General features: G+C 45.0%; 22 protein-coding genes. 4 read left to right on the forward strand and 18 right to left on the reverse strand.

Features of this window, described 5'->3' with window-relative positions; genetic code table 11:
• Positions 1 to 55: 55 nt before the first annotated feature.
• A complete protein-coding gene (locus tag ACE1CD_RS28450) occupies positions 56 to 901 on the forward strand; it encodes a FecR domain-containing protein (RefSeq protein WP_374826952.1) in 846 nt (281 codons plus the stop codon).
• A gap of 141 nt (positions 902 to 1,042) precedes the next feature.
• On the forward strand, positions 1,043 to 2,896 hold the full coding sequence (locus ACE1CD_RS28455; protein ID WP_374826953.1) for a CHASE2 domain-containing protein: 1,854 nt from the start codon (positions 1,043 to 1,045) through the stop codon (positions 2,894 to 2,896).
• Between the two features lie 368 nt (positions 2,897 to 3,264).
• On the opposite strand, the gene ACE1CD_RS28460 is transcribed toward ACE1CD_RS28455, so the two are convergent.
• From ACE1CD_RS28460 to ACE1CD_RS28545, 18 genes are all read right to left on the reverse strand, one after another.
• On the reverse strand, positions 3,265 to 4,275 hold the full coding sequence (locus tag ACE1CD_RS28460; protein WP_374826954.1) for a dihydroorotate dehydrogenase-like protein: 1,011 nt from the start codon (positions 4,273 to 4,275) through the stop codon (positions 3,265 to 3,267).
• Positions 4,276 to 4,375: 100 nt separating this feature from the next.
• The gene (locus ACE1CD_RS28465) at positions 4,376 to 5,005 is read right to left on the reverse strand and encodes a 4Fe-4S single cluster domain-containing protein (RefSeq protein ID WP_374795851.1); all 630 of its coding nucleotides are present in this window, start codon (positions 5,003 to 5,005) and stop codon (positions 4,376 to 4,378) included.
• Positions 5,006 to 5,119: 114 nt separating this feature from the next.
• Complete coding sequence (gene nifJ, locus ACE1CD_RS28470) at positions 5,120 to 8,842, reverse strand: pyruvate:ferredoxin (flavodoxin) oxidoreductase (RefSeq protein WP_374826955.1); 3,723 nt, start codon at positions 8,840 to 8,842, stop codon at positions 5,120 to 5,122.
• 638 nt (positions 8,843 to 9,480) lie between these two features.
• Positions 9,481 to 10,095 carry a CP12 domain-containing protein gene (locus ACE1CD_RS28475; RefSeq protein ID WP_374795849.1) on the reverse strand — a complete coding sequence of 205 codons (615 nt, stop codon included), beginning with the start codon at positions 10,093 to 10,095 and terminating at the stop codon, positions 9,481 to 9,483.
• Between the two features lie 136 nt (positions 10,096 to 10,231).
• Positions 10,232 to 10,726 (reverse strand): hydrogenase maturation protease, encoded by a 495-nt coding sequence (locus ACE1CD_RS28480; protein WP_374795848.1) that lies wholly within the window; start codon positions 10,724 to 10,726, stop codon positions 10,232 to 10,234.
• Between the two features lie 149 nt (positions 10,727 to 10,875).
• Positions 10,876 to 12,036, reverse strand: a complete 1,161-nt coding sequence (locus tag ACE1CD_RS28485) for a SpoIIE family protein phosphatase (RefSeq protein WP_374826957.1) — start codon at positions 12,034 to 12,036, stop codon at positions 10,876 to 10,878.
• Positions 12,029 to 12,553, reverse strand: coding sequence for a PAS domain-containing protein (locus ACE1CD_RS28490; protein ID WP_374795846.1), 525 nt, complete (start codon positions 12,551 to 12,553; stop codon positions 12,029 to 12,031). The genes ACE1CD_RS28485 and ACE1CD_RS28490 overlap by 8 nt, the downstream gene beginning before the upstream one ends.
• A 141-nt stretch (positions 12,554 to 12,694) precedes the next feature.
• Positions 12,695 to 12,955, reverse strand: coding sequence for a (2Fe-2S) ferredoxin domain-containing protein (locus tag ACE1CD_RS28495; protein ID WP_374795845.1), 261 nt, complete (start codon positions 12,953 to 12,955; stop codon positions 12,695 to 12,697).
• Between the two features lie 144 nt (positions 12,956 to 13,099).
• Positions 13,100 to 13,597 carry a DsrE family protein gene (locus tag ACE1CD_RS28500; protein ID WP_374795844.1) on the reverse strand — a complete coding sequence of 166 codons (498 nt, stop codon included), beginning with the start codon at positions 13,595 to 13,597 and terminating at the stop codon, positions 13,100 to 13,102.
• 75 nt (positions 13,598 to 13,672) lie between these two features.
• Positions 13,673 to 15,097 (reverse strand): Ni/Fe hydrogenase subunit alpha, encoded by a 1,425-nt coding sequence (locus tag ACE1CD_RS28505; protein ID WP_374826958.1) that lies wholly within the window; start codon positions 15,095 to 15,097, stop codon positions 13,673 to 13,675.
• 56 nt (positions 15,098 to 15,153) lie between these two features.
• Positions 15,154 to 16,185 (reverse strand): phosphoribulokinase, encoded by a 1,032-nt coding sequence (locus ACE1CD_RS28510; RefSeq protein ID WP_374826959.1) that lies wholly within the window; start codon positions 16,183 to 16,185, stop codon positions 15,154 to 15,156.
• A 113-nt stretch (positions 16,186 to 16,298) separates the two neighbouring features.
• Positions 16,299 to 16,847 carry an oxidoreductase gene (locus tag ACE1CD_RS28515; RefSeq protein ID WP_190465364.1) on the reverse strand — a complete coding sequence of 183 codons (549 nt, stop codon included), beginning with the start codon at positions 16,845 to 16,847 and terminating at the stop codon, positions 16,299 to 16,301.
• The gene (gene hoxU / locus ACE1CD_RS28520) at positions 16,835 to 17,551 is read right to left on the reverse strand and encodes a bidirectional hydrogenase complex protein HoxU (RefSeq protein ID WP_374826960.1); all 717 of its coding nucleotides are present in this window, start codon (positions 17,549 to 17,551) and stop codon (positions 16,835 to 16,837) included. Before hoxU ends, ACE1CD_RS28515 begins: the two co-directional genes overlap by 13 nt.
• A 159-nt stretch (positions 17,552 to 17,710) precedes the next feature.
• On the reverse strand, positions 17,711 to 18,655 hold the full coding sequence (locus tag ACE1CD_RS28525; protein WP_374826961.1) for an NADP-dependent oxidoreductase: 945 nt from the start codon (positions 18,653 to 18,655) through the stop codon (positions 17,711 to 17,713).
• A 62-nt stretch (positions 18,656 to 18,717) separates the two neighbouring features.
• Entirely contained in the window at positions 18,718 to 19,905 is a 1,188-nt protein-coding gene (locus ACE1CD_RS28530) for an RNA-guided endonuclease InsQ/TnpB family protein (RefSeq protein ID WP_374826962.1), read from the reverse strand.
• A gap of 60 nt (positions 19,906 to 19,965) precedes the next feature.
• Complete coding sequence (locus ACE1CD_RS28535; RefSeq protein ID WP_374826963.1) at positions 19,966 to 21,585, reverse strand: NuoF family protein; 1,620 nt, start codon at positions 21,583 to 21,585, stop codon at positions 19,966 to 19,968.
• Positions 21,586 to 21,631: 46 nt separating this feature from the next.
• On the reverse strand, positions 21,632 to 22,171 hold the full coding sequence (gene hoxE, locus ACE1CD_RS28540; RefSeq protein ID WP_190465369.1) for a bidirectional hydrogenase complex protein HoxE: 540 nt from the start codon (positions 22,169 to 22,171) through the stop codon (positions 21,632 to 21,634).
• A 670-nt stretch (positions 22,172 to 22,841) separates the two neighbouring features.
• Entirely contained in the window at positions 22,842 to 23,444 is a 603-nt protein-coding gene (locus tag ACE1CD_RS28545) for a L,D-transpeptidase (protein ID WP_374796057.1), read from the reverse strand.
• A 491-nt stretch (positions 23,445 to 23,935) separates the two neighbouring features.
• On the opposite strand from ACE1CD_RS28545, the gene ACE1CD_RS28550 reads away from it, so the two are divergent.
• Both ACE1CD_RS28550 and ACE1CD_RS28555 read left to right on the forward strand, forming a co-directional pair.
• Entirely contained in the window at positions 23,936 to 24,526 is a 591-nt protein-coding gene (locus ACE1CD_RS28550; protein WP_374795837.1) for a hypothetical protein, read from the forward strand.
• A gap of 337 nt (positions 24,527 to 24,863) precedes the next feature.
• A complete protein-coding gene (locus ACE1CD_RS28555; protein WP_374795836.1) occupies positions 24,864 to 26,105 on the forward strand; it encodes a DUF4336 domain-containing protein in 1,242 nt (413 codons plus the stop codon).
• The last annotated feature ends 142 nt before the right edge of the window (positions 26,106 to 26,247 follow it).

A 26,247-nucleotide genomic window follows, 5' to 3' on the forward strand; every position in this document is an offset into this window, starting at 1 on the left:
AATGCCAAATATGAAGACACTTACCCAAATGTTGAGGGTATCCAGGATCGCAATCTTGAGCTTATTGCTAGTATCAGGTATTTTCATCGCCTTTTCTGTGCCAGTATTTAGCGGTGGGGCTCCCCGGCAGAGTCAACAGCGATATCTGCAAGAGCGCTATCTGGAAGTGACGGAGGTTAGCGGTACGGTGACCTATGATTACGAGCCGCTCAAAGCTGCACAAGCACGCTCTGTAAAAGTGGGCGATCGCTTGCGTAGACCGGGGGAGGGGATCGACACAGGTAGTGGCTCTACGGTCAAATTGATGGTCGATAATGGGATTGGCACTTTAGACGTTTCTGAGAACAGCAACGTCCGAGTTAAAAATCTCAACAGGTCTGGCAGCGGTGCGACAAGCACAGATCTGGCACTGAACAGGGGACAGGTGCGAGCGAAAGTTCGCAGCTTTAACAACCGCCAATCGCGCTTTTCTATTCAAACACCAGCCGGGGTAGCAGGGGTGCGGGGTACGGAATTTGTAGTCACCGTTTTGCCTAACGGTGAAACGCGGGTCATCACCATTGATGGGACAGTCGCACTCAGCAGTACCGATCGAACGCAGGAAGTTAGTGCTGGGTATGCTTCTGCGATCGTGCCCGGAAATCCGCCCACACTCCCCACTGCGATCGCCGCAAATTTACGAGTTAGCTTACAACTCTTACCAGCACCGGACTCCGATAAAGTACGGGTAACTGGGGTTGTCAATCCGATCGATTCAGTTTTTCTCAACGAAGAAGCTGTAGATGTTAGCCCTACGGGTTCGTTCGAGGTTGTTGTGCCGCTGCCTTCCAACGGTGTTTTAAGGTTAAGGGTGCGTAACGCTTTGGGGCAGGAACAAGTTTACGAATTAATCGCTCCTTAGTACCGCTAGGCGAAAGTCAAAAGTCAAAACTCAAAACTCAAAATTAGGAATTTCTTCCCTCTCCCTTTCCCTCTCCTTTCTACATCTTTTCCGATCTTTTTGACTTTTGACAACCCTTGCTCCTAACTATACCTGTTTTTTATGCTCTTTAAAAAATATATTCAGAGTCTGCGGCGTTATTTTTCCAATAGTTCTCCCTGGCTTACAGGTGGAGTAGCGGCACTTTTGTCTGTGGGAATTTTACATATTGGCTACTGGGAAAGGCTGGAACAAATTGGCTATAAATATTTATTTAAAATTCGGGAAATTGAAGTTTTGCCTGAGCCCAAATGGGATGAGCGAATTGCGGTGATTGCGATCGACGAAGCAAGCTTGCAAAAATACGGCCAATTTCCCTGGCAACGCATTCGCTACGTGCAACTGTTACAAGCTTTGCAAAAAGCGCCACCTGCGGCAATTGGTTTTGATATTAAGTTTATCGAGTCGAGTCCTTTTGATGACCAATTTGCACAAGCGATCGCCACTAATGGAAATGTAGTTTTGGCTAGGGCTTGGGACGAGCGAGGCAACTTGCTGGAGCCCAATGAAAAACTAGCGGAAGCTGCTGCTAATCAGGGTCATATTTACCAGCAAGTTGACTCGGACGGGATTACTCGTAAGGCCACCATTTGGATGAACGGGCCAGAAGATTCTCAAGTAGGTCTTGGCCCTGCCTTGATTCAAGTTTATAACTTGTACAATCCAAACAATCCTATAGCTTTACCAGAGCCAGTTAAAGGACAAGAATTACAAAACGTCTGGATAAATTGGCCGGGAGAAGTTAAATATCTAGCAAACGATCGCCAGATAAAATCGCCGCCGACATATTCATTTGTTGATGTAGTAGAAGGTCGGTTTCAAGCTAAAGATTTGGCAAATAAATTTGTTTTGGTTGGCTTTACCGCTACAGCTTTGGCAGATCCGTTGCGGACGCCTTACAATAGAGAAACACCTACATATGGAGTTTATTTTCATGCGGCTGTAATTGATAATTTACTTAACGATCGGCTGCTGCAAAAACTGACCCTGGATACAGAAATTTGGTTGTTAATTTTGCTGGGGCCTGTTACGAGTTGGTTGCTGTTTTATAGGGATTTGAAGGGACGAATTGCGCTGGCTATTTTGCTGCCGATAACTTGGTTAGCCATCGCTGCGATCGCCTTCAGTTTTTATCAATGGTGGATTCCGATCGCGGCACCGCTCGGTACAATGCTATTAGCTGGTGTCGGCGTACAACTGTGGGAACAATATGAAAAGCAACAACTGATGAATTTGTTTGAAAAACACGTTGCTCCGGAAACAGCTAATTTGATTTGGCAGCGCAAAGACGAAATTATCGATGAAGGGGAACTAGAAGCGCAAGAACTGACAGCAACTGTCCTGTTTATGGATATTCGCGGTTTTACCACCATTTCAGAGAGGCTTTCGCCACGGGAATTGCTGAGTTGGCTGAATCAGTATCTTAATGCGATGACTGAGTGCATTATGGATCGCGGTGGGGTGGTGGATAAATACATTGGGGATGCGATTATGGCTGTTTTTGGTGTTCCGTTTCCGCGCACCCAAGCAGAAGAAATTAAACAAGATGCTATGAATGCGATCGCCGCCAGTTTCGCCATGCACGAACGCCTCAAACTGCTGAACGAGGATTTGAACGCGCAAAAGAAGCCGCTAATTCAGTTCGGGATTGGTATTCACACTGGGCCACTAATTGCAGGTAGCGTTGGCTGTTCTCGACGGCTGAACTATTCTGTGATCGGAGATACGGTTAATGTGGCGGCGCGATTGGAGTCGATGAATAAAGAGTTGACTGCCGATAAACCGTATAAAATACTGTTAACTGGTGAAACTTTTGATTATGTGAGCGATCGCTATCTCGGTCAACAAGTAACAACTATCCAACTGCGAGGACGTCAGCAGGAGACGATGATTTACACAATTTTGGGACAAAAATAAGTTTTTATGGAAAAAGACTATAATAAACTTTGATGAGCCTGGTAAAGTTTTTCATCTACTACTTATACATAAATTCCTCATCTTTGAATATCACCTAAAATTAGGGTAGGTACGACTATATTTGCTTGCAGCCAAAGACCTGGTTTTCTATTATTCCTTCTATAATTAACCCGCTAATACATTCATTTTGCGGTAATGTAGAGACGTGCCTCTTTTATTTATATACTTAAGAGAGCGACTACCGGAAGGGTAATCGCTGAGCGCCTATGGCGGTGCGTTTAAAAAAGGAGCGATCGAAGCAGATGCCGTATAAGTTGGGTTTCGTACCTCAACCCAACCTACAAAATCATATCTCCAAAATGGGAGCGTTAAACTACGCTATGTACGGGTCGATAAGTCTGGATAGATTTGAGATATTGAGCGCGTTCAAAAGCTGACTCATCTGGGCAGTTAATTTGACTCATGCTACCAATCATTTGTTGAACAGAATGATATTCGTGTTCTTTCATCCATCCTATCAATTCTTGTTCGATGACTCGAATGTGGTCGATACCATGCCGTAGCAGTACAGAACAAATTTGACTAATTTTAGCACCAGCCATGAGCATTTTTATGACATCTTGACCTTTGTGGATACCGCCAGTTGCCGCAAAATCAAGGTCAATGCGATCGTACAAAATAGCAATCCAGCGCATCGGCAGACGCATATCTTGAGGCGAACTTAAGATTAGATTCGGTCTAACTTCTAGATCTTCGATGTCGATATCGGGTTGATAAAAACGGTTAAAACATACCAGTGCATCTGCACCTGCTGCTTCCAAACGCTTCGCCATATTTGCCATATTGCTGAAGTATGGACTTAGCTTAACGGCAACTGGAATATTCACTGCCGATTTCACGGTGCTGAGGATATCAATATAATTTTGCTCCACCTGTGTACCTGTCATTTCTATATCGGTGGGAACATAGTAAATATTCAATTCCAATCCATCGGCACCTGCTTGTTCTATTTGCTGAGCGTATTCAGTCCAACCGCCAACTGTTGCACCGTTGAGGCTGGCAATAATGGGAATACTTACCATTTCTTTCGCTTTGCGGATATGATTCAGATATTCATCTGTACCGACGTGAAATATTTCCGGTTCGGGAAAATAGGTGAGTGCTTCCGCAAAACTATCTGTGCCGTAAGTTAAGTGATGGTGCAATTCGTAACGTTCTTTCTGAATTTGTTCTTCAAATAAAGAATGCAATACGACAGCACCTGCGCCGGCATCTTCCATCCGTTTAACGTTGTCGATGTTTTCCGTTAGAGGTGCGGCGGCGGAGGGAACTAGAGGCGATCGCAGCGTTAATCCCATATAATTTGTGGTTAAATTCATTCTGTTGACTCCTTTTGCTGATGAGTAATTAATCTTAATCTAATTAAAGAGATGATATTTTAGCGTTCGGGATTTATTAGATCTCTTATCTTCAAGAGTTTCAATCTTCCCATAAACCCATTTGACCGCGATAGCCAGTAATCAGGCGACTGCCATCTTTGAGAATGTGAATTTCCATTTGATCGGAAGCCCAAGTAATTTTGCCTTCAAAAGCAGGATTTAAGATGTAAACTTTTTGATTGCGGGAAGATACTGGCCAATCTGGGGAATTAACCGCTAAAGATTCGAGATAGGGGCCATCGATTAAAATGTCCAGTTGTTCTATTAGCTCTTTAGCGCCTTGCGGTGCATCTTCTGCCAGCAATTGTTTGATGGTAAATCCGCTAAAAGACATTACATTCAGACCGGCAGCTTTTAATTTTTTGGCTAATAAAGTTAGGGCTGGTGCTTGCCAAAATGGTTCGCCACCGGAAAAAGTGACGCCTTCATTTTGAGGATTGCTTAAAATTTGGTTTGCCAGTTCATCAACGGCGATTAACTGGTTAATTTCAAACGACCAAGATGGAGGGTTAAAACAACCGGGACATTCTCGCTTACACCCCTGCACCCAGACGACGGCGCGACGACCTGGGCCATTTACTTCTGACTCGTCAACGTAGCCCATGATATTCAGGAATCCAGGGGGAATTTGTATTGGTGGCGTTTCCAGTTGTTGGGTTTGGTTTGTCATGGTTTTGGCTAATGGGTAATGGCTAATAGTGAATAGGAAATAGCAATGAAGAGTCACCAATAAAGATTAAAAATTTCCAGTTTATTAATTATTGATGACTCATGTTTTGCCTGTTTAGCTGCCTTGATCTTGTGGGCGATCGGAATGACCGTTATGAGGGTGATTTGGTTGTGGTTGCCGCGCTGCTAGATATTGATACATTGCCCAGCGATTATGCACATCTTCTTGTGCTTCTTTGAGCAAGCGTTTCGCTTCTTCCGGTTTGCTAAGCGTCAGCATCTTAAAGCGATTTTCGGCATACATATATTGTGCTAGAGGCATTTTTGCCGTGCGACTGTCTAGTTGCAGCGGATTCTTTCCTTCGCTGACCAAATCTGGATTATAGCGGTAAAGTATCCAGCTACCGGACTCGACAGCAGCTTTTTGTTGCTGCATTCCAGCAGTCATATTGATACCGTGGGCAATGCAGTGAGAGTAAGCAATAATTAGGGATGGGCCGTTGTAAGCTTCGGCTTCTAAAAAGGCTTTGATGGTGTGTTCGTCTCGTGCGCCCATTGCTACAGTTGCTACGTAAACATTGCCGTAGGTCATGGCGATCGAACCCAGGTCTTTTTTAGCAGCGGGTTTACCGGCGGCGGCAAATTTAGCGACGGCTCCCCGTGGAGTAGCTTTGGACATTTGCCCGCCCGTGTTGGAATAAACACCTGTGTCGAGAACGAGTATATTAACGTTGCGACCGCTGGCAATTACGTGGTCTAATCCTCCGTAGCCAATATCGTAAGCCCAACCGTCACCGCCAATAATCCAAACGCTCTTTTTGACTAAATAATCTGCTAGAGATTTGAGATTTTTGATTTGGGATTTGAGATTTGGTTCGAGTTGGGAATTCAGGAGTTCGTCTAAGCGTTGTTTGAGTTGGGCGACGCGATCGCGCTGTTCCCAAATGTCTGCTTCATTGTTTTGTGCGGCAGTGAGGATACCGTTGGCAAGTCCTTCGCCTATTTCACTTGCCAATTGGGTCACTAACTCAACGGCAAATTGAGTTTGTTTGTCAATGGAAATGCGGAATCCCAATCCAAATTCGGCGTTATCTTCAAATAGGGAATTCGACCAAGCTGGGCCGCGTCCTTCGCTGTTGTGCGTCCAAGGAGTTGTTGGCAAGTTACCGCCGTAGATGGAAGAACATCCGGTGGCGTTGGCAATCACCATGCGATCGCCAAATAATTGACTCACCAATTTCAGGTAAGGCGTTTCTCCACAACCAGCACAAGCACCTGAAAACTCAAACAAAGGTTCTTGCATTTGTTGGTGAGCGATTTTGGTCAATTTCAATTCGCGGCGATCGGGATTCGGTAAACTGAGGAAATAATCCCAATTTGTCCGTTCTTGTTCCCGCAATGGTAATTGCGGTTCCATATTAATCGCTTTCAATTTCGGTTGAGATTTATTTTTGGCCGGACAAACATCGACGCAAACTCCGCAACCAGTACAGTCTTCTGCTGCGACTTGAATGGTGAATTTTAATCCCTTCCAATCGTGGTCTTTCGTATCGGTACTCTTGAAAGTTTCCGGTGCGTTTTCCAGTTGTGCTGGTTCGTAAACTTTACTGCGAATAACGCTGTGAGGACATACCATCACGCACTTGCCGCATTGAACGCAAACATCCGGTTCCCAAACCGGAATTTCTTGGCCGATATTGCGTTTTTCCCATTTCGATGTGCCGCTGGGATAGGAACCATCGATCGGCAAAGCACTGACTGGCAATTCGTCGCCGCGTTTGGCAATTATTTTACCGAGAACTTCCCGAACGAAGGCGGGGGCGGTATCCGGTACGGGCGATCGCATATTGATGAAGCTATCTACCTTATCTGGCACTTTGACGGCAAAAAGATTGTCCAGACTGTTGTCGATCGCGTTTATATTCATCTGGACAATTTTTTCGCCTTTTTTGCCGTAAGTCTTTTGGACGAACTTCTTAATTTCGCCGATCGCTTCTTCTCGCGGTAGCACCCCAGATAAAGCAAAGAAACAGACTTGCATCACTGTATTGATGTGTCGGCCCATGCCGCTTTCTTTGGCAATTTTGGTAGCGTTCGATACGTATAATTTGAGCTTCTTGTTAATGATTTGCTCTTGTACCGAACGCGGTAGATGGCTCCAAACTTCCTCCGGATCGTAGGGGCTATTTAGCAAGAACGTAGCACCTGGGGCAGCAATATCAAGCATCTCAAACTGTTCCAAAAATTCCCACTGGTGACAGGCAACAAAGTTAGCTTTGCCGATCAGATAGGTAGAGCGGATTGGATTCGGCCCAAAGCGGAGGTGAGATACTGTTACCGAGCCTGATTTCTTGGAATCGTAAACGAAGTAACCTTGGGCGTAGTTATTAGTTTCTTCACCGATAATTTTGATGGAGTTTTTATTAGCGCCTACCGTACCGTCGGAACCCAAACCGTAGAAAACGGCTCGCACTACGTTATCTGGTTCGGTAGAGAATTGCGGATCGAAATCTAGACTGGTGTGGCTGACATCATCGTTGATGCCAACGGTGAAATGATTCTTCGTCTCTTGTGGGGTGGAAGTCTCTTGTGGGGTGGGCGTCTCTTGTGGGGTGGAAGTCTCTTGTGGGGTGGGCGTCTCGCCCGCCACTAAATTATCAAATACGGCTTTAACCATCGCTGGCGTAAATTCTTTGGAAGATAAGCCGTAACGTCCGCTCACAATCGATTTTAGATTTGAAATTTTGGATTTGAGATTGGGATCGGTTTGAGCTTCTTGGATCGCGACGACTACATCCAGATATAATGGTTCGCCGCTAGCACCCGGTTCTTTGCAGCGATCTAAAACTGCGATCGCTTTTGTTGTTTCTGGCAAGGATTCGACAAATCGCTTGCTGTCAAATGGGCGATACAATCTTACTTTGACAACGCCCACTTTTTCCGCAGGCGAGACGCCTGCGCCATTGTTGAGGTAATCTACTGTTTCGTGAACTGCTTCGCAACCGGAACCCATCAAAACAATGACTCGTTCTGCTTGCGGATCGCCGTGATATTCATATAGCTGATACTGACGCCCGGTTAGTTGGGCGAATCTATCCATTAGTTTTTGAGTAATATCCGGACAAGCTTGATAAAAAGGATTGACTGTTTCCCGTGCTTGGAAGTAGACATCGGGGTTTTGGGCTGTACCTCGTACTACTGGACGATCGGGAGTGAGTGCGCGTTCTCGATGAGCAAATATTAGCTCGTCGGGGATAAATCCGCGCAGCTCTTCTGTCATAATTTCTACTTTTTGAACTTCGTGAGAAGTGCGGAAGCCATCGAAGAAATGTACAAAAGGAATGCGCGATTCTAAGGTAGCTGCGGTGGAAATTAAAGCAAAGTCGTGGGCTTCTTGCACCGAAGCGGAACACAACATAGCAAAGCCGGTGGCGCGGGCAGCCATGACATCACTGTGATCGCCAAAGATAGAGAGGGATTGGGCGGCTAGCGATCGCGCTGCTACGTGAAACACGGTCGGCGTCAATTCTCCTGCAATTTTGTACATATTCGGGATCATCAATAACAATCCCTGAGATGCAGTAAATGTGGTAGTTAGCGCCCCTGTTTGCAACGCGCCGTGAACAGCACCGGCAACCCCTCCTTCGCTTTGCATTTCCACCACTGAAGGTACTGTACCCCAAATATTGGGTTTGTTCTCTGATGTCCACGCATCCGCCCACTCAGCCATCGGTGAAGAAGGGGTGATCGGATAAATAACAATCACTTCATTGAGGCGGTAGGCAACAGAAGCAACTGCTTCGTTACCATCTAGAGTTACATAAGTTTTTTTACTCATTTTAAAACCCTTTGGTAGCCGTATATACACTTTCTTGTCAGAATTTCGAGGTTATTTTATGATTCTAAATTCTGGCAATTATATTCATTTTTTGCTGAAATCACCTGTAATTATTTCGCGATCGCACTTGCATAAAATATAGCTCCTGGGAATCAGAATAAAACAACATTTATGTTGCTTTAGCGCCACCGATAAAAGTCAGTTAGGATGTTATTAATGCCTAAAATGCTTGATTCGACGGTCTTCTTCCCCTAGCATAGCCTATAGCTATATCATCCAACCAAAGATAGATTAGTTTTGCAAATTTTTAGCATTTTTTAATGCTATTTCAATTTGCGATATACTTAATAAAACTTCAACAAAATTTCTGTAATTTTTACAACTAATTGATTGTTTTAGCCACAGTATTAACACCAAAAATAAAAAGGGGTAATAACCCCGGATTCGGTATCATTTATTAACGGGAAAACCTCACCCCCTTCCCCCTCTCCGCCACGGAGAGGGGGGTTAAGCACCCCTCCTGGTGGCGGGGATGGGCTGGGAGAAGGGTTAAGCACCCCTCCTGGTGGCGGCGAGGAGCTCCGAAAAGCGTCAAGCACCCCTCCCCGTGGCGGGGAGGGGCTGGGGGTGGGGTTAAATCAAATGTCGTATATCCGAGATTCTGCCGCCTCTGGATACTCTTCGCAGTATTCCTGGAATGCTGTTTTATCAATTTTCTTTGAGCGCTGATGAGCTGCTTCGGCTTGCAGTTCTTCTACAATATCCCAAGCCACAGCACAGTCTTTAGAACTAGCACCTTTTTCGGCACAAATAGCACGAGCATTGGCAATAGCTTTTTCGATTTCGGACTCCATGAGAACTTCTTTGGGTTGTTCTACGAAGTCACCTTTAGTAAGAATGTCGGTAATAGAGACGATCCCCAGTAGTTTGTCTTGAATTACTGGTGCCCTCCGAATCCCAGTATTGGCAAATAACCGCGCCACATATTCCACACCGAGATCGGGATTTACTATGATGCAGGGCTTGGTCATAATTTCGTAGACGCGCACTTTTTTGGGGTCTATTCCAAAAGCAGTCACTTTGTAAACAATATCTGTCTCCGTAACAATTCCGTAAGAATCTCGATCGTGACGGCGCTCGACTATTAAGGCTCGCAAACCTTTTTCTTTGAGCAGTTTTACTGCTTCAGCCACCGTTGCCGAGCCGCGAATGGTGATTACTTCTTTGGTCATTATGTCTGCTGCTTTCAGCATTGTTTCTACCTCTATTCGTTATTTTTCATTTGTAATTTGCTATTTTATTTTAATATAGCAAATTATTGCTGACTTCGGAAAATTTTATGTTTTGCTTGCGTATTGCTATTAGCTACCAAAAATGTGCAGCAAACAATCAGAAACAGGACGCATAAGTTTGGCTGCGTAGCAGATAGTCAATCTCTTCTAAAGCATCGTCAATTCCTTTTTGGGCAATCGGCGAAAGGGATTCCCCTAACTCAAAGTTAACTGCCGGTACCTTCACTAACCAAGCATGAGGATAACGACCGTAGAGTGCTTTCGTGAGGGCGAGAAGCGATCGCGGATCGCTTGTGTGGGTCATCGTTTTTCCGGATTCGATCGGTTCGATCGCTAACACCTCCACTTCTTTTACCTCCGGCGAACTACTTGCATCTACAAAAATCGCACCGTAGGCATCTTGTAATGTGTCCGCCAGTTCTGGTGTGAGTTGCTGCAAAGCTAGGGAATCTACATTTGGCACTCCCCATGCTTCCACTGCTTTGGCAACGCAAGGGCCAATAGCATCATCGCTACGCAAATCGTTACCATAACCGATGATGACAAAACATTTATTAAGTGTTTGTAACGTAGCTGCCAGATTGCTATCCATATTATTCAAATTTTTATTTCAAATTTGGTACGACAGGCGTAGAAACCGGGTTTCTTCGTCGATCTTTAGCTATGAAATCCAAGATTTTGCATAGAAACCCGGTTTCTTTGCCTAGTTGCTTCTAATCTAACGCTGCAACTTGCGTTACTTTAACAATATTCCAAAATTACCTCTTTTTGCTTATCTCTTAACAATTTGACTAACTCTTCTATTAAATTGCGGCGAATAGAAATATTCTTGGGCAACAACGGATTTTGATAAAAATCATTTATCTTTTGTCCCAGCAAGAACAAGATCGAATCTGCCTCCAGAATTTCCTGCCCCAACATCACCGCGCCGTTGCGATCGTTGGGCAATCTAGTCACATCGCAATTACAAGCTTTTAAAATTTCAATTACGTGAGAAATTGTTAAAATCCCTTCTGTAACTAAATCCACTCCTTTAAGTTGTCCAATCGGCGGCAAGTCCTTCCGCATGGTCGAAATATCCATTTCAATAGTTTCTCCCAAGTACTTGGCCACAATATTGCCCGTAGTGCCGCCGCACACTATTTTGCGCCCGTCAAAATTCAAAAATTTTTCTACATAGTAATTATCCTTACTTTTTTCCAACGGAGGGCCTGTGAAAATCATCAACGGATTTCTTTTTCTAACATATACCCCGACAAATGTGGCATCATCGCCTATTTTGCCTCGATACAGAGAATGGGTTTCAGCGATGACGCTATGAATAATATGGCGCACTGAATTAGTTTGTTTGATAAACAAAGATTCTATAAATTTGGCAATACTTTCCCAACCCCAACCAAAATTTAGGGTTTGGCCTAACCCAGCGTACAGCACTCCGTCACTGACAGCCCCTATAAAATCCCCTCTTTCTAGGTAGCCTTCCGAAAGGCTGATTTTTTTACCCAATATTTCTTCCGTTTTATTTTCTAACTTAAGCAGTTTACCTTGTTTGATAAAAAATACTGGTGGGTTATCAAAATTAATTACTTCAAACTTATTAGTTTTATGGTTTATTTGAATAATAGTGAATGTCGCATAAGCAATTTTTCTCACCTGGCAGATAGGTAAAGTGCCGATCGCAGTTTTAATTACTTCCTCAAGCGCCACATCAGCATTGAGCATGGTAATCAGAATCTCTGTGGTTAAGGTGGCCAGAATATTGGCTTTGACGCCGCTTCCCAAGCCATCAGATAAAACGATCGTAGTTTTATTTTCCGTTTTGCGGAACTTTACTTTATCGCCGCAAAGTTCTTCCCCTTTTTTATTCAAGCTTAGCTCGTAAATATCCAAAAAATTATCCATCGTCCTCTTCTTCTCCAATTTCATGTTCGAGCATTTTAATTATTTTGAGAAGGCTGACTTTGGTTTCGGCAGTAGTTTCTCCCAGTAACCCGGCAATTTCCTGGGCTACTTTCATTTGGTTGTCTACTACTTCATTAACCTTAATTACAGTTTCTTTTCTCAACTTAACCATTTCTTTTTGGCGCTGGATTTCATGAGTGAGATCGACCATAATACAGGCGATTATGTTTTCATCAGGAATCGGAAAAATTACCTTGGTGACATATAAATTTTGCTTTTTGTACTCTTTTTCTGTAACTCGAATAGCTTCATTTTTATCCCAAGCTTTTTGGAAATTATTCACATCCTTAAGCAACATTGATGCGGGTTTACCGATGATATCTTCTTGCACAACGTTAAACATTTTACAAAATGCGGGATTGACAATTTTGATATTCATATCCTTGTCAACAACAATCAACCCATTTGGGTCGTACTCCCATAAAAGTTCCCACAGTGTTTTGTCGCTTTTTTCCACAAGTTTACTCCCTAGATTATATAGCAACCGCTCTCGTCTGTTAGGACAACTCCGACTCTTACCTCTAACCTTCCATCCCTTACTCCGTAACCCTTTCCCCTTTCCCCTTTTCTCTCTTCCCTAACCCCGACGCCCTAGTCCCTAGTCCCTAGCTATATTTGGCAGAATTTCTTCTTTAAACTTTTGCTCGATATTACCGGGATTAATCTTGAAAAAAACTTTGTCTCGAAATTTCATCGCGATGCCGTCGCTACAGGTTTCCAGACAAAAAGAGCCTTTTAATTCTATTTTATCTTCCAGGTTAAATTCACTAATCATACTTTGGAGCTTAGGTAAAACTTCATAAACTCCGAGTTGATGGCAAGCGGAACCCATACATAAATACAGATTCTCTTTTTTCATGGTCTATCTCTCCTTTTAGGTAGAGAATGTAGGTTGGGTTGAATTAACAAAACCCAACCTACTTAAGTTTCTGAATTGTGATTAACTCAGATGGGTAAAGTAGCTTTTAAGAAATAGCTTTCCGCAGCTATCGCACCTCATCGCTCAATAATCAAGCGCAATAATGCGTCCTTGAGTGAAATTAAAGAAAGCTTCTTTGTCAGCTATCGTCACACCTGCCATTAAGTCGGCGGGAGTTTTACCAGCTGCGGCTAAACAGGTTGGACAAGCTTGCAATTTCACTCCTTTAGCAACCAGTTTTTTCAGCAAAGTTTGGGAGGATGGCAAATTCGGGACACTGATGTCCTGAGAGTTTTTCAAGAGTGCTTCGACACCTTTTATATCGAAGTACATCAACACATCTTTGTTTTCGGACATCTTATCAGCCATCGCGAGTGCCATTAACAACCGACGCGGATCGTCTGTGCTGTGGCTGACGTGAATAAAAACGCCATCTTTAACAGTAGATGCTACTGCGACTGTTCCAGTTTCATTGTTTTGAAACAGTTTGGCATCTTTGATTTGATAAGCGCCAACTCCCAACATCAAAACAGTGATTCCCAGAACTGTTAAGCCTTTGTGCAGAGGATTTTGAACTTTCATTTTCATCTCCTTTATAAAAGTAGTAAAAAGTTTGAAAACTTAAATTGCCTTCATACCCTAGCTTTTAACTATTTTCTATTGCCGATCGACTTCAGCAACAACTGTTCCATCTGACGCAATTAATTCGATATGCAGAGGCATTTGTCCGGCTGCGTGAGTGGAACAACTCAGACAGGGGTCGAAGGCGCGAATGCCAGCTTCGACGCGGTTTAACATTCCTTCCGGAATTTCATTACCGTGAATATAATGCTTAGCAATTTGAGTCACGGTTTTGTTCATCGCCAGGTTATTTTGACCGGTAGCGATAATCAGGTTGACTTTTTTAATCAAGCCATTTTCATCTACTTGATAGTGGTGGAACAGGGTGCCTCGCGGTGCTTCGCTGACTCCCACAGCATCCAAATTGTTAATACCGGCATCAGCGCGGACTCGCTTAGAAACAACGTCGGGATCGTCCACCAACTGTTCGATTTTTTCAATGGCGGCGAGAATTTCTACCAATCTGGCATAGTGATAGAAGAAAGAAGAGGTAGGAACTCCACCAGCACGATCGCGCATTTCTTGCAACTCGCGATCGGCTGCTTCTGTACCAATATTATTGCACACATTTAGCCTTGCTAATGGCCCTACCCGATAAATTCCATCTGGATATCCTAAAGGTTTGTAGTAAGGAAATTTCAGATAAGACCAAGATTCTACAGCTTCGCCCAAAAATTCTTTGTAGTCATCTTCACTGAGATTATCGGCAACAATATTGCCATTGCTATCGGTAAAGCGCAGGTGTCCGCCGTAGTGTTCCCATTCCCCATTTTTGCCCACTAAACCCATGAATAAAGAGGGGAAATTTCCGAATTCTTGCACTTCCGTGGTGAAGCGATCGAGCATATTTTTGAACAAATCGAGGGCGGCTTCAGTTGTAGCGCGAGATTCCGGAAGTCGCTCGCGTATCCAGGCGCGTCCTTCTTCCGAAAGAGGCGATCGCACGCCGCCAGGAACTGACCACGCCGCGTGTATTTTCTTACCCCCCAGCAATTCAATAATCTTCTGTCCGAATTGCCGCAAGCGAATCCCAGCCCTAGCCAAATCCGGGTCAGCCGCAATCAAACCAAACACATTTCTTTTGGCTGGATCGCTATCCCAACCTAACAGAAAATCCGGACTGCTGAGATGGAAGAAACTCAGGGCGTGCGATTGCGTAAACTGCGCCAAATTCATCATCCGCCGCAATTTATCAGCGGCGGCAGGAATTTGCACGGCCAGAATTTTATCTCCCGTTTTTGCTGATGCCAACAAGTGACTGACCGGACAAATACCGCAAATTCTCGCAGTGATTCCCGCCATTTCCCACATCGGTCTGCCTTCGCAGAATTTCTCGAATCCGCGAAATTCAACAACGTGGAAACGCGCATCAGAAACTTCTCCAGCATCATCTAAATAAACAGAAATTTTAGCATGACCTTCTATTCTAGTAACAGGATCGATAACGATAGTCTTCGACATGGGATTCACCTTCTTTATAACAATTTTGAATTGATGATTTTCTTTGTTATTAAAGTTCACCTAGCCATCAATTCAGATAAGCGATGATTGACCAATTCCAAGAAGCGCCAAGTAATTAGTAATTGCGCGAATTGGGTTGCAGATACTTGTTCGTGAGCCTGTAAATCCGGGATATTTTGCGTTGACAGTCCTGACGCCAAAGGAATACCTGTATAAGCGACAATTTGGTCTTCTAAAGTGGCGATCGTATCCTGAGATAGCACACCGTCGATGTGAATAATCATCACCTTTCTTCCCCAATAAATACAGGGAACCGCAGCTAACATGAAAGGCGGTTGGTTAGCTTCCAACATAGCGGCAAAGTCAAAAGGTAGCGGCAAACTTGGCAGCGAAACTTGTCCTGGTTCGACAATCAATTCCACTTTGTAGCAGTTAGCTGGCAGATTCCCCGTAAATTCATGACGGGAGAAATCCTTCAGGTGACTGGGAAAGATTTTGATAACTACATTGGCATTAGTTTTTTGGAAATCAATCCATCTTTTGTAAGCGGCTTCCCGCTTGAGCATTTCCTCAGTTAAAGCTTCTGCCAGATGACCGCGTTTTTTGACATCTCGCTCATACTTCCACTGCCATTTTACATCATGATCTGGATCTACATAAATACTGAAATCCAGTAAAGGTAAAATTTCTGGATAAAGGGCGTGCAATCCTTCTACAACTACAATAGGAGATGGCGCGAGAGGCACTGGCGAATCGAATTTACCAGTACCGTGATTGTAAATTGGTACTTCTATGGATTTGCCTTGTTTGAGAAGTGCCAAATGCGATCGCAGCAAATCTAAATGATTGGCTTCCGGATCGAGGGGTAACCGACCGCTAATGCGCCGCTGTTCCCGATCTTCTTTGTGATACCCATCCATTTCAATGGTACTAACTAAGTCCGTACCCAAAAGCCGCCTAATTCCATTGCTGTAAGTGGATTTCCCGCTACCGCTATCGCCAGCAACGCCGATAATAATCGGCTCTTTTAGCTGCGCGATTTGCGATCGCAGGGTTATACACTTTGGTTGGGTTTGCTTGCTATCCATGTACGTTTGTTTGAGATCCGGTAATTGGTAATTGGGAAATTTCAAATTTTGGATTGGCAATTTAACTTCAATCTAAAATCCAAAATCTAAAATCTAAAATCCAAAATTCCCCCTTAGCCAAACTTAATCATTTCGCGTCCTTCCATCACAGGTTTGTCACCTTTCAGCAAAGGTTCGATCGCAGCTTGAATGCGATCGGCAGATGGCGGACATCCAGGCAAAAACATATCGACTTTTACCACTTCATGCACTGGAATCACGCGATCGAGCAATTCCGGTACAATCCCTGGAAACCTGGGAAGTTGGCGATTCTCGTCTCCTAATTCCAAATAGCAGCGTTTCAGTACCGGATCTGTGCCTTTAATCATATTTCGCATTGCCGGTACATTAGCAGTAACCGCGCAATCGCCAAAAGAAATCAGCAATTTTGTTTTCGCTCTCACTTGATGGATTAGTTCGAGATTTTCCTCATTAGCAATAGCGCCTTCCACCAAACAAACATCCACATTTTCGGGATATTCTTTAAGATCGCAACCAACCGGACTGTAAACCACATCTACTTTTTCGGCTAAATCGATCAGCCATTCATCTAAATCGAGAAAAGACATATGACAGCCAGAACAACCAGCCAACCAAACCGTTGCAAATTTTATCTTGTCCATTCTTTTTTCTCCCGCGCTGTAACTAAAAAGTCCAATTTCGTGCGATCGCGTTCCATTTCCGCCACCGTCGATCCTTTGTGGAAAATCGCACCCGTAGGACAAGCTTCCACACACTTACCGCAGCTAGTACAAGCATCCACTTGTCCCCAAGGCTGATTCAAACCAGTAATTACCTTTGCCGCAGCACCGCGAAATCCCACATCCCAAACATGAGCGCCTTCAATTTCATCGCATACCCGCACGCAGCGAGTACACAGCACGCAGCGATTGTGATCGATGCCAAAACGTTCGTGAGAAACATCGATATCTCGCTCCGGGAAACGGTAGGGGAAACGCGAGTGATCCATCCCCATTTCTATCGCCAAATTTTGTAATTCGCAATTCCCATTTGCCACACAAACAGCGCAGACATGATTGCCTTCAGAAAATAGCATTTCCACAATCATGCGACGATATTCTTTCAGCCTGGGAGTATTAGTTTGAATTTGCATTCCCTCAGCTACTTCCGTCACGCAAGCAGGTTGAAGTTTGGTACTGCCGTTAATTTCTACCAAACACAACCGACAAGCGCCGACATCGGAAACTCCGTCTAAATGGCACAAAGTCGGGATGCGAACGCCTGCTTCTTTGGCTGCTTGTAGAACTGTTGCACCTGCCTCGATCGCTACTTCAACCTCATCAATTTTTAAAGTTTTTACTGACATAATTTCTACTCCATAAAACTGCGCCGATGTCACTCGATTTTGGATTTTGGATTTTGGATTGGCTTGGCTTTCAAAGAGCGGCTCTTGAAATTCGGAAAATTCTTTTGATGATTCCCATTGAAATGGGAGGCTTGAAACCGCTTTTTTTGGTCAACTCTTTTAATCGAGAACTTGCAGCACTATTTTGCCTCTAGCGCGATGACTTTGACTTAACTCATGAGCTTGACGCACATCTGCCAAAGGCAGTGTAGTTTCCACGATCGGTTTGACATAACCTGCATCAATTAACTGGGCAATTTCTGTTAGTTCTGCCGCATCTGGTTGAATGAAAACGTACTCGCCCCGGCAGTTATGTTGTGCAGCCATCTCCGCAGGTGGGGGAGTAATCACAGAAACCAACACACCACCGGGTTTCAAAACTTGCCAAGAACGTTCCTGGACATCGCCACCGATCGTATCGAACACGACATCCACATCGCGAACTACTTCCTCAAACCGCACCGCTTGATAATCGATCGCCTCTTTAACTCCCAGTTCCCGCAAAAAGTCGAGATTGCGAGCTGAAGCTGTGCCGATCGCATCCGCACCCTTCCAGCCAGCCAACTGCACTGCATAACTGCCCACACCGCCAGACGCCGCGTGAATCAACACCCTTTGACCGGCTTGCAAATTGGCGGCGTCGAATAGCGATTTCCACGCCGTCAACCCAGCCAAAGGCACAGCTGCTGCTTGTACGTGGTTTAATGAGCTAGGCTTAAATGCCACTTCCGCAGCTTTGATCGCGATGAACTCAGCATAAGCACCGTCGCGGTTAATATCCGGTCGCGCATAAACAGCATCGCCGACTTTGAACTCGCTAACTGCTGCGCCGACTTCCACCACTTCCCCCGAAACATCCCAACCCAAAATCAGGGGTAACGAATGGTTCAGCATACCTGCAAGATAACCTTCGCGGATCTTCCAATCCACCGGATTAACACCGGCGGCGCAAACGCGAACCAAGATTTCATCTTCAGCAATTTGAGGACGCGGCGCATCTTCGTAAGAGAGAACATCTAGACCGCCATAGGTATGGATGCGTACTGCTTTCATCGTTTCTGGCATCAAACTTTTCCTAACTGCTCCATAAAACTTATACAAATCCGGACATAACCGGAAATTGAAGTTTACTTACTGCTTCGTCCAGGGCTGTCGGCAGCTTCCTGTCCACAGTCGTTAAGTTCCGGAGAAGCCCTCCGTACTTTGTCGGGGGGTGCATATTCCAAATTTAGTGAGGCGTTGAAATCGCGACACTTAATCGAGCCGCACCCCTGGCAATGGAATACCCTATCGCTTAGCTTCATTGGTTGAATGTGCCCACATTCCGAACAGGTCTTAGATGAAGGGAACCAACGGTTTACCAACTCAACAACTGTGCTAAACATGGATTGTTTGTAGGTCAGTTGCCGCCGCAACTCGTACAAACCTAAGTTACTGATAGCATCAGCTAGTTTGGAGTTAACCATCATACCACTAATGTTCAAATCTTCAATCCGAATACAGTAATACTTTTGGCTAATCTTCGTTGTTAGCTTCTGCAAGAAATCGCGTCGAATATTAGTAATCTTGGCGTGAAGCTTAGCAACTTGCCTGTAGTACTTCTTGGCATTGTTAGACGTGGGTATTCCTGCCTTTTTGTTTCCCAGTTGTTTGTTCCGATTGCGCCACTGCAATTTAGCTTGCTTGATTTTCGCTTGCTTTATAGATGCAGGGGCTTCTATAGTTGTCCCGTCGCTGAATGTGGCGAATGTCTTCACACCCAGATCGATACCGACTTTCTCTACTTTATGAAACACGGGAGGTACTTTTTCAGCATAGATAGCAAACGACACATACCATTTATCAGCGTGGCGGGACACCGTGAAAGTTTGGCTGGCTATTGTGAAGGGAACTGGTTCATGCAGTCTAAATGTCCCTAGTGTGGGAATTTTGATGAAGTTCCCAACGCTAACCGTGACTACCCCATTTGATGAATCAACCGTGAAGGAATCTCTGTCTTTTTTGCGCTTGAAAACTGGGAACTTGCCTAACCCTTTAAAGAATCGAGTCAGCCCGTTTTTTAAGGCAATGAAAGCATTTTGATAAACGCGAGATGAAAGTTGATTCATCCAAGCATATTCAGGCTTCTTTTTAGTCAGGTTGGTTAAGACTTTGCGGATGGTTGAAATCTTTTTGGTTACACCTCCTTTGATATCCATCACTTGCTTGTATAGGGCTAGCCCGTAGTTGTAGACAAACCTCGAAAAGCCAGCGTGTTGCGCCATTAAAGTGCGTTCGGCGTTATTCAACTTGAGTTCGAGTTTGATGGCGTACATGGTTTAAATGCCTTCAATGTCCGGACTTATCCTGAGAAATGGTGATTAGATCGCATCTCCCTAATGATTGACTGCTACTTTGCCATTGAGAACATCCGGCTTAATCAGCGTCGTATACTCTTCTGGGAAATAGCGCAGCGTACTGATCACCGGATTGGGTGCAGACTGACCCAAACCGCACAAGCTGGTATGTTTCACCATGTCGCAGAGTGCTTGCAATCTTTCCAAATCCGTTTGATTGGCTTCTCCTTTGAGGATTTTCGTTAAAGTGTGGTACATCTGCACCGTTCCCGCACGACAGGGAATGCACTTACCGCAAGTTTCGCCGCGACAGAACTCCATATAAAAGCGGGCGACTTCCACCATACTGGTTTCTTTATCCATTACCACCATGCCGCCGGAACCCATCATCGATCCCAAGTTGCTTAACGATTCGTAATCGACTGGGGTGTCTAGCAGGGAGGCGGGGATGCAGCCACCGGAAGGGCCACCGGTTTGCACGGCTTTGACTTCGCCATCGGGGATACCGCCGCCCATTTCTTCGACAATTTCCCGCAGGGTAATGCCCATCGGTACTTCAATCAAACCGTTGTTGCGGATTTTACCTGTGAGGGCGAAGACTTTGGTGCCTTTGCTTTTTTCTGTACCGATGCTGGCGTACCAATCGCCACCTTCGCGAACGATCGCAGCTATATTGGCGAAGGTTTCTACGTTATTAATCAGGGTCGGACAACCCCAAAGTCCTTCTTGGGCTGGGTAGGGAGGACGGGGGCGCGGATTGCCGCGTCCGCCTTCGATCGAGCTAATTAAGGCGGTTTCTTCGCCGCAGACAAACGCACCGGCACCGATGCGGATGTTAATTTTGAAGTCAAAGGCGGAGTAGAAAATTTGGCTGCCTAAGATCCCCAATTTTTTGGCTTGTTTGATGGCAGTTTCCAAGCGTTCGATCGCTAGCGGATATTCGGCGCGAACGTAGATGTAGCCTTCGGATGCGCCTACAGCATAACCTGCGATCGCCATTCCTTCTAAAACTTTATGGGGATCGCTTTCCAACACAGAACGATCCATGAACGCACCGGGATCGCCTTCGTCGCCGTTGCACACTATATATTTCTGTCCCGGCGGCATTTTGGCGACTGTCGCCCACTTCAATCCGGTCGGATAACCGGCACCACCCCTTCCCCGCAATCCGCTGCGGGTAATTTCATCCACAACTTCTGCTGGTGTCATGTCGTGGATAACTTTATATAAGGGTTGATACCCGCCAACAGCGATATATTCATCGATGCTTTCTGGGTCTATTTTGCCGCTGTTTTCGCGGACGATCCGCATTTGACGGGCAAAAAATGGATGTTTGAGATCGCCTTCCGGTGCGGTGGCAATTCCGCCGTTGATGGCTTCAATAATACTGGCAGCATCGTTGGGGGTAACTCGTTCGTAGAGTTTTTCTTGGGAGTCGATTTCTACCAGTGGCCCGTTGCCGCAGAAACCCATGCAACCGACCCCAACAACTTGGACGCGATCGCTTAAGCCAACATCTTTAACTGCCCCTTCCAAATTTTTTTTAACTGAGAGCGAATTAGCTGCGCGGCAACCGGTTGAGGTACAGCAATGCACGCGAATTGGCTTTTGGTGAGAACGCTCTTTTTCGGCTATTTCCTGAAGTTCGCTTATATCCATAATTCTTTATCGGTAATTGGTTTCTTTTTTACCTATCTCCTAAGCCTTATGCCTCATTCCCAATTCCCCATTGTTTGATTTTGTCGATCGCTTCTTCTGCTGTCTGTTTGCCAGCGACCGTACCATCAAAAACAACTGCCGGCGCAATGCCGCACGCACCGAGACAGCGTGCTGTCATCAGTGACATTTGTCCATCTGCTGTTGTTTCGCCTTGATGGATGCCGGTGTGATTTTCCAATGCGGAGAGTACTGCGCCGCTACCTTTGACATAGCAGGCAGTTCCCAGACAAACTACGCAACTGTGTGCCCCACTCGGTTTGAGGGAAAAGAGATGGTAAAAGGTTGCCACGCCAAAAACGCGACTGAGTGGCAGTTTCAGCTTTCGCGCTACATAAAGCAATACGTCTTCTTCTAAGAAACCGAAGGATTCTTGTGCTTTGTGCAGCACTTCGATCAAGGCATCTTGGCGATATTGCGCTCGCTTCATTGTAATATCTAGCACTTTGAAGCGCTTATCGCCGCTGGGATGTTCTGATGCCGCTTGTCGATCGGCCTTCTGTTTCGTTTTGATACCAGTAGATTCCATACCTAACTTCCTGTTATTTTCGGTAACTGGCTCTTTACCTTTACGCCATTTTTGTAGAGTTAATTACATTCGCCAACGGTTTGCTCCCAAATTCACCCTTTGACGAAAACTTGTTCTGCATTTAGTTTTGCACAATTGTTTTCGAGTTTGAGTGCTTCAACTCTTATCCTTAATATTTATAGATAAACAACATTCCTGTAGTTAAATATACTATTAAAAAATTATAATGATTTACTTATTTCGAGCCGTTATCCCCATCTAATGAACAGTCTGTTTTCATCCTTGTATATAAACAATGTTTCTGTAATTAAATACACTGTAAAAATTTGTAAGAATTGACCAATTTTTATCAGTTTATCCCATTTAACAGATCCTCTTGCTTAATATTTGTATATAAACAATATTTACGTTGTTAAAGTGACCGCCAGCCTGTGGAAACCGCACTAAAATAAAGCTTTAGGTTGAGTTGACTCAGGTTCGCGTAGCGTTCCGGTAAAGTAACCCAACCTACAAATAGATTCGGGACTTACGCAGCCAGTTTGAAAAAACACTATATTTAGTAGTGTCAATTCATGAATTGACACTACATTTAGATGTTCTGCGTAAGTCCTAAGATTAACTTTTGACTTTTGACTTTTGACTTTTGACTTTTGACTTTTGACTTTTTGAGCTATCTTTCCACGATTACGGGCGTACCCAGAGATACCAGCTCGTATAATGCCTGAATATCCCGATTTCGCATCCGCACGCAGCCGTGGGAAACTGCCCTTCCGATCAGCTGCTCGTTGGGGGTGCCGTGAAACCCGATCATATTTTTGCCGTCACTCCAAAAGCCAATCCACCTGATGCCCAAGGGATTATTCGGCCCAGGAGGAATAACCTGTCCTGTCCAGGGATGCTCCCAAGCTGGGTTTTGCAGCATTTGTAGAACTCGGAAGGTGCCAGTGGGAGTCTCCCAACCTGCCTTGCCTACAGCGATCGGAAAACTGGCTTGTACGCGATCGCTCCGATAAACGTAAACCCTACGCTCCCGCAATTTGATTACCAAATTGGTATCGTGAGCCGGCTTGACTGAGGATGCAGGGGACACCGGTTGTACAAAAGCTGGTTGCGCGAGAGCAGGTATGTGACTTTGAAGTTTTGCCTCGCCGATAGTTGCCTCTTGTGCAGTTAGTATAGAGGCTGTAGCTTGTGGTTGACTCGAACTCAGTAAAACTACTGCATTGAAGCAGAGCAGCATGAACCTTCTAGATAGGGATTCTCCTCTCACCATTGCTTTCATCTATCATCCTCAGCAAACAATTCAACCAGATTTTAGACGCAGATTAGTTTATTGGCCACATATTATACTATCTAAATCTTGTCTTAATATTTTTTTAATCGAAATCCTGTATAGTATAGCTATGCTTTTTGCTAGTCATTAGTCGTGCGTCATAAGTCATAAATTATTGACAAATAAGATCGGACTGCTGACAATAGACTGCTGAGTAGCGATCGCAATAACAAAAACCCTACTTTCAGACCGAGCAGAGTATATACTTTTACTCTGTAAAAGTCTTTGTATTTTCAGGTAGGCGATCTGACGATCGCAAAGAGCATTTGCAAACCGGTGCAAAACAGAAGGCTGATATCTTTAGATAGAGTTCCAGCCAACCCAATTAGGTTAAAATCTGTAAGATGTTAGTGTTTTATCGATGTCAACAATTCGGATTGAATAGACAGCACAGTCTGCGCTCCGGTATTTTTCGTAAAAGTGAGGTTGTAATGCGTCTTCAAAAAACAAAATTATTCACGGGTACAGCACTATCGCTTTTGCTTTCCTTAGCGGCAATTTGTCCGGCGATCGCTGGCGAACGAGTAGAGGGGCAGGTTATCAACCAGAGCGATCGCATGGAAGTCTCTCAAAGCATGAGAGGTAAAATTAGAAGTATTGTCGGCAATGTAGTCACCCTGGAAATGCCCAATGGCGACTCTACAGAAGTAATGATTAGCCGCACCGAAATACAGCGTCTGGGACTGCGCCCCGGAATGGAAATTTCCACCTCTATGAGGGATGGCAATCTTGTCGTTGAAGTACTGAATATGGGATCGGCATCTTCCGCTTCCGGAGAAAGCTCCACAACAGAAATGATGGGTGGAAGCACAACTCGGCGGACAGTAGTAGAAGAAACTACTATTCGCAGAAGTACCTCCACTCCCGCTCGCATCGAACAAACTACCGAACAAACAAGTGGTAATATTCAAAATTCCACTCAGATGGTAGAACAAACCAACGAATCCAATGCCGAATCGAGTGTAAATACCAGAACCGAAGCTACCACTCAACAGAGCCGCCCAGTCAGAGCCCTTTGGTAATGACAAAAACCTTCAAAAGTCAATAAACCAACGTTAAAAAAGTAATGCTGCCTTGATGGCGGCGTTACTTTTCGTGGAATTAAGAAATTTAACCGCAGATGTAGGCAGATACACGCTTCGGAACGCAGATAAGATCGCGTATTTTTTGGCAACCGCTCCTGGTGGAGATGAGATTATTTATTTATTTTGATTAAATTGAACTCAAAGCGATCAATCATTAGTTGACTGCACCGCACTTGCAGGTGTAGTTTAAAATAATCCTCAATCTCTAAGTATTTCGCCAACTCTCGGCGAAGTGTGTAGCAAAAACTGACTAATGACCAATAACTGATGACTAATGACTAACCAGTTATTTCCGCAGGGGGGACAAGTTGATGCGAGCATCAGTCCTGGAGACTGGTCTTGGCCTTTCTGGGCAGTTGTGCCACTTTACCCATACAGCAGGCGGCGCACACTCCGCCGAGAGATAGTCAAAGACACGATTTGGACTTTCGACCAAATCCAAGGCATCTTCTATGTTGCCGTGCCAATTCGGATGACCGTAGTTAAACTATCTGAAGGCGGTCTGCTCGTTTATGCACCGATCGCACCCACCAAAGAGTGCATTCGTCTGGTTAACGAGTTGGCGGCAAAGCATGGCGACGTTAAATATATCATCCTGCCTACCGTTTCCGGCATCGAACACAAAGTTTTTGTTGGCCCCTTTGCCAGACGTTTCCCTTTGGCCCAAGTCTTCGTCGCGCCTTCCCAGTGGAGTTTTCCCCTGAATTTACCTTTGAGTTGGCTGGGTTTTCCGCCCAAACGCACTCATATATTACCTTCAGATAGCAGCAAAGTACCTTTTGCCAAAGAATTTGACTACGCAATACTGGGCCCGCTGGATCTCGGACTGGGGCGATTTGGAGAAGTGGCATTTTTCCACAAGCTGACACGCACGTTGCTGGTGACAGATGCGGTGGTTTCTATCCCGGAAAATCCGCCAGAAATCGTTCAACTTGACCCCTATCCTTTGCTTTTCCACGCCAGAGACGATGCCTTCGATGTTATTAGAGATAACGAAGGAAACCGTCGCAAGGGATGGCAGCGGATTTGTCTGTTTGCTTTTTACTTTCAACCGAGTAAACTGGATACGATCGCCCTAAAAGAACTATTTGGCAAAGCTCTCTCAGCGCCCGATCGCTCCAAAAAAGCTTATTTCGGTTTGTTTCCGTTTAAATGGAAAGATGACTGGCAGCGATCGTTTGAGGCTCTCTTCGGCGGCGGACGATTATTTGTTGCACCAGTTCTGCAAACTCTCATTCTCAATCGCGCACCCAAAGAAACGATCGATTGGGCTAATCGAGTGGCGAGTTGGGATTTCCAGCGCATTGTTCCCTGTCACTTAGATTCCCCCATCGAAACAACTCCGCGTCAGTTTCGCCAAGCTTTTGCTTTCCTGGAAAAGTACCCCTCTGCGGATGAGGGAGTTTTGGGAAGTGCAAATCAACCTTTAGTCGAAAATGATTTTGAATTTCTCAGGGAACTGGAGGTTACCTTGAATAAGACTAGGATTACACCGCCTGCGAAGGAAAAAGTTTGAAAGGGGGAGGTAAAAGTCAAAAGTCAAAAGTCAAAAGTCAAAAGTCACTCATTAAGAATTTCTTCCTGGGGCGCGGGGGGGGGGGGGGGGGGGGGGGGGGGGGGGGGGGGGGGGGGGGGGCGGGGGGGGGGGGGGGGGGGGG

The organism is Aerosakkonema sp. BLCC-F183, from assembly GCF_041929145.1.
GTDB lineage: Bacteria > Cyanobacteriota > Cyanobacteriia > Cyanobacteriales > Aerosakkonemataceae > Aerosakkonema.